Source organism: Lysobacter antibioticus (assembly GCF_000731095.1).
Taxonomy (GTDB): domain Bacteria; phylum Pseudomonadota; class Gammaproteobacteria; order Xanthomonadales; family Xanthomonadaceae; genus Lysobacter; species Lysobacter antibioticus_B.
Genome location: NZ_JMTZ01000145.1, coordinates 1 through 3,768, shown reverse-complemented (window position 1 = coordinate 3,768; position 3,768 = coordinate 1). Strand labels below are relative to the sequence as shown.

The 3,768-nt window shown below is 67.2% G+C and carries 4 protein-coding genes; 2 read left to right on the top strand and 2 right to left on the bottom strand.

What is annotated here, in order from left to right; translation table 11 throughout:
* Window positions 1–135 precede the first annotated feature (135 nt).
* Both EX88_RS0122595 and EX88_RS0122590 read right to left on the bottom strand, forming a co-directional pair.
* The gene (locus EX88_RS0122595) at window positions 136–363 is read right to left on the bottom strand and encodes a DUF6289 family protein (protein ID WP_031374245.1); all 228 of its coding nucleotides are present in this window, start codon (window positions 361–363) and stop codon (window positions 136–138) included.
* A 249-nt stretch (window positions 364–612) separates the two neighbouring features.
* Complete coding sequence (locus tag EX88_RS0122590; RefSeq protein WP_031374244.1) at window positions 613–840, bottom strand: DUF6289 family protein; 228 nt, start codon at window positions 838–840, stop codon at window positions 613–615.
* 415 nt (window positions 841–1,255) lie between these two features.
* Between EX88_RS0122590 and serA the strand changes: the two genes are divergently transcribed.
* Together serA and EX88_RS0122580 are read left to right on the top strand one after the other, a co-directional pair.
* Window positions 1,256–2,818 carry a phosphoglycerate dehydrogenase gene (gene serA, locus EX88_RS0122585; protein ID WP_031374243.1) on the top strand — a complete coding sequence of 521 codons (1,563 nt, stop codon included), beginning with the start codon at window positions 1,256–1,258 and terminating at the stop codon, window positions 2,816–2,818.
* A gap of 2 nt (window positions 2,819–2,820) precedes the next feature.
* Window positions 2,821–3,465, top strand: a complete 645-nt coding sequence (locus EX88_RS0122580; protein ID WP_031374242.1) for a histidine phosphatase family protein — start codon at window positions 2,821–2,823, stop codon at window positions 3,463–3,465.
* Window positions 3,466–3,768 lie beyond the last annotated feature (303 nt).

Here is a 3,768-nt window from a genome sequence, read left to right as displayed (position 1 = left end):
AAGCAGATCAAAATCACGGCAACGGCAACGGCAACGGCAACGGCAACGGCAACGGCGCGTACATGCACCACGCATCGGCCCAAAAAAAAGGGCCGGCATATGCCGGCCCTTCCTCTCCCCAATGCGAAACGACGATCAGCGCGGATTGCAGACCAGGTGGCCGGCGCTGTAGCTGGCGGTGCGTACGCCCGACTCGCTGTAGACGCCCTCGCAGCTCAGCTGCGCCTGGCCGACGACCTTGCCGGCGGCGTCGAAATACACATAGAACTCGCCGATTTCGTCCGGACCCGGCGGGCGGGCGAGGGCGACGGTGGCGACGAGGGCGGCGACGAGGCCGAGACCGAGGGCGAAAGATTTACGCATGACGAACTCCCATCTTTGCAAAGGCAGATTGGATACCCGGCGCGGTGACGTACACGGGGCCGGACAGTGGCGTGATCTTCGATGGTGCGGGCGCGCTGTGCGCCAAGCGTCGCTCACGCTCGACGGTGTCGTGCCGGTGCGCCGATCGCTCAGATCGGTGGTGCAGGACGAACGAGGCGGTCGTTACCGTGCGGATGCGCGACATGGATCGTGCCGCGGCGAAACCGAAGGCGGCGATCGCCGGATCGATCAGATTTCAGGGTCGCAGATGAAATAACCGTCGCTGTAGTTCTTGGTGAACTTGCCCCAGGATTCGCGGGTGTTGTCGCAGCGAATGGCCGAGTAGCCGACCACGGTGCCGTTGTCGTCGTAGTAGGTGTAGAACTGGCCGGGACCGGTGGGGCCGATTGCAGCGACTGCGGCGCCGACCGCGGCGAGCGCCGCGAAGCCGAGCGTCAGAGCGAGTTTCTTGCGCATTGGTGTTCTCTCTTCGGATGCCGGCAGGACGCCGGCGCCACGACGCTAGGACCCGGGTCGCGATTTCTCAATGTGCCATCGCGACTCGATTCGTATCTTTGTGACGCGGTTCCGAAGCGCAATCGTAAATTGCTAATTCCTGCACAAAACGCGTTGCGCCCGCGCCAGGGCGGCGGTCGCACGCATGAACGCGGTCGCGCTTGCCAAGCGGCGGTCGGCTGACTTAGGCTGCGCGGGCAGTCGCGGATTCCCATGCCAGCCGGCCCCGTCTCCCGACCCGTGTCAGATGCCGCCTTATGCGGCGCCGCTACCCAGCGGCATCGTGGCCCCAGCTTCAGCCTGAGGGCGCGAGATCCAACCGTAGTGCCGGCTCGCTCGTGCTCCGTGGTCTGTCCCCTACGACCTGGAGCTTGCGATGAAAGTACTGGCCTGCGATGGCATTCACGAAGACGGTCTTGCCCTGTTCCGCGATGCGGGCTGGGAAGTCGTCGTATCCGATCCGATCAAAGACACCGCTGCCCTGGCTCAGGCCCTGGTCGGCGTCGACGCCGTGCTGGTGCGTTCGGCGACCAAGGTGCCGGCCGAGGCGATCGCCGACGCCAGCCAGTTGCGCGTGATCGGCCGCGCCGGCGCCGGTGTCGACACCATCGACGTCGATGCCGCCACCCAGCGCGGCATCGCGGTCATGAACGCGCCCGACGGCAACACCCTGGCCGCGGCCGAGCACGCGATCTCGTTGTTGTTCGCGTTGGCCCGCCACATCCCGCGCGCCGACGCCGGCATGAAGGCCGGCGAGTGGCCGAAGGCGGGCCTGACCGGCTTCGAACTCGAAGGCAAGAAGCTCGGCGTGATCGGCCTGGGCCGCATCGGCGGCACCGTCGCACGCAAGGCGCAGGGCATCGGCATGGAAGTCGCCGCGCACGACCCCTTCCTGCCCGCGTCCGCCGCCGGCAAGGGCAGCGTGCCGCTGAAGTCGCTGGAAGAATTGCTGGCCTGGGCCGATGTCGTCACCCTGCACATCCCGCGCACCAAGGAAACCACCAACCTGCTCTCGGAAACGAGCATGCGCGGGATGAAGAAGGGCGCCTACCTGATCAACGCCGCGCGCGGCGGGCTGGTCGATGAAGCCGCGTTGCTGCAGCTGATCGAAGAAGGCCACATCGCCGGCGCCGCGCTCGACACCTTCGTCACCGAACCGCTGCCGGCCGACTCGGCGCTGCGCGCGAATCAGAAGCTGATCCTGACCCCGCACCTGGGCGCCTCGACCAGCGAAGCGCAGCAGGCGGTGAGCACGATCCTGGCCCGCCAGATCATCGATTTCGTCGCCACCGGCGCGGTCGCCGGCTGCGTCAACCTGCCGCCGCTGACCGCCGAAGCCGCGCGCGAATCCGGCCCGTGGATGCCGCTGATGTCCTCGCTGGGCCGCCTCGCCGCGCGCCTGGTGCCGGCGCCGACGCGTCTGGAAATCACCTATGCCGGCCGCACCGATGCGCTCGACACGCGTCCGCTGACGCGCCTGCTGGTGGCGGCCTTGCTCGGCACCGCTTCGGGCCGCGTGACCCCGGTCAACGCCTTGCAGGAAGCGGCCGCGCGCGGCCTGACCGTGGCCGAGACCCTCGGCGGCGACGGCGACGGTTTCGACCGTTTGCTGAAGCTGCGCGTGGTCGGCGAGAAGCGCACCCGCGAGATCGAGGCGACCCTGCACCGCGGCCCGCGCGTGGTGCGTCTGGATGGCGTCGAGATCGAATTCGATCCGCAGGCGCACGTGCTGTTGCTGCGCAACGAAGACCGTCCCGGCATGATCGGCGCGGTCGGCTCGCAGCTCGGCGCAGCCGGCGTCAACATCGTCAACTTCGCCCTGGGCGCGGCCGGCGACGGCCAGGCGCGCGCGGCGATCACCGTCGACCGCCCGGTCAACGAACAGCAGCTCGCGCTGCTGCGCGCGACCCCCGGCATCCTCTCGCTGGCGCAGGTCTGATCATGCGGATCTTGCTTGCCCGTCATGGAGAAACCCCGTGGAATGCCGAAGGCCGCTATCAGGGCCAGGAGGACATTGCCCTGTCGCCGGTCGGCGAAGCCCAGGCCAACGCGCTGGGCGCACGCCTTCGCGACGTCTCGATCACTCGCGCCGTCGCCTCGCCGCTGTCGCGCGCGCGCCGTACCGCCGAGCTCGCCCTCGGCAGCGAACGCGCGAGCCTGTTGCAGTTCGACCCTGGCTTGATGGAAATCGCCCACGGCACCTGGGAAGGCCTGCTCGCCAGCGAAATCCGCGAACGCGACGGCGACCGCCTGCGCGCTTGGCGCGACACCCCGCATGAAGTGTTGATGCCCGGCGGCGAATCGATCGTGCACGTACTCGACCGCGCCTGGCCCGCGTTCGCGCGCGCCTGCGAAGGCCTGCGTGCCGACGACACCTTGCTGGTGGTCGCCCACGACGCGGTCAACCGCGTGCTGTTGTGCAAGGTGCTCGGCATCCCCTTGTCGAAGCTGTGGACCTTCCGCCAGGCGCCGACCACGCTGAACCTGCTCGAAGGCGACAGCGTGGACACGTTGGACGTGGTGCGCTTGAACGACTGCAGCCACCACACCGCCTTGTTCGGCGAGGCGGTGCATCGGGCCTTGTGATCGATTCGGGTTGACCGAAGCGGGCGCTTCTTTGGAGGCGCCCGTTTTTGTTTGGGGTTGTGCGAGTGTTCGCGACGCGACCTTCACAGAAGCCGTGATCCATCTTGAAGTTGCGGTTGCATCGGATTGAAGTTTGAAGTTGCACCTGCCTGGCCTCTGCCTCTGCCTTTGTCTCTGCATTTAGGCATTTGGTCTCGGCTTGGCCTTTGCTGTTGCTGTGCGTCGTCTAAGTCTTGCGAAGGCAATTGAAGACCCGGAGGGCGGCCTGCATGGATGCAGGCCGTTTTTCATCGGGACAGGGAT

Bases quoted from the DNA above. Each gene is read 5' to 3' on its own strand.
- EX88_RS0122580 (WP_031374242.1), top strand. From the start codon at position 2,821: ATGCGGATCTTGCTTGCCCGTCATGGAGAAACCCCGTGGAATGCCGAA.
- EX88_RS0122590 (WP_031374244.1), bottom strand. From the start codon at position 840: ATGCGCAAGAAACTCGCTCTGACGCTCGGCTTCGCGGCGCTCGCCGCG.
- EX88_RS0122595 (WP_031374245.1), bottom strand. From the start codon at position 363: ATGCGTAAATCTTTCGCCCTCGGTCTCGGCCTCGTCGCCGCCCTCGTC.
- serA (WP_031374243.1), top strand. From the start codon at position 1,256: ATGAAAGTACTGGCCTGCGATGGCATTCACGAAGACGGTCTTGCCCTG.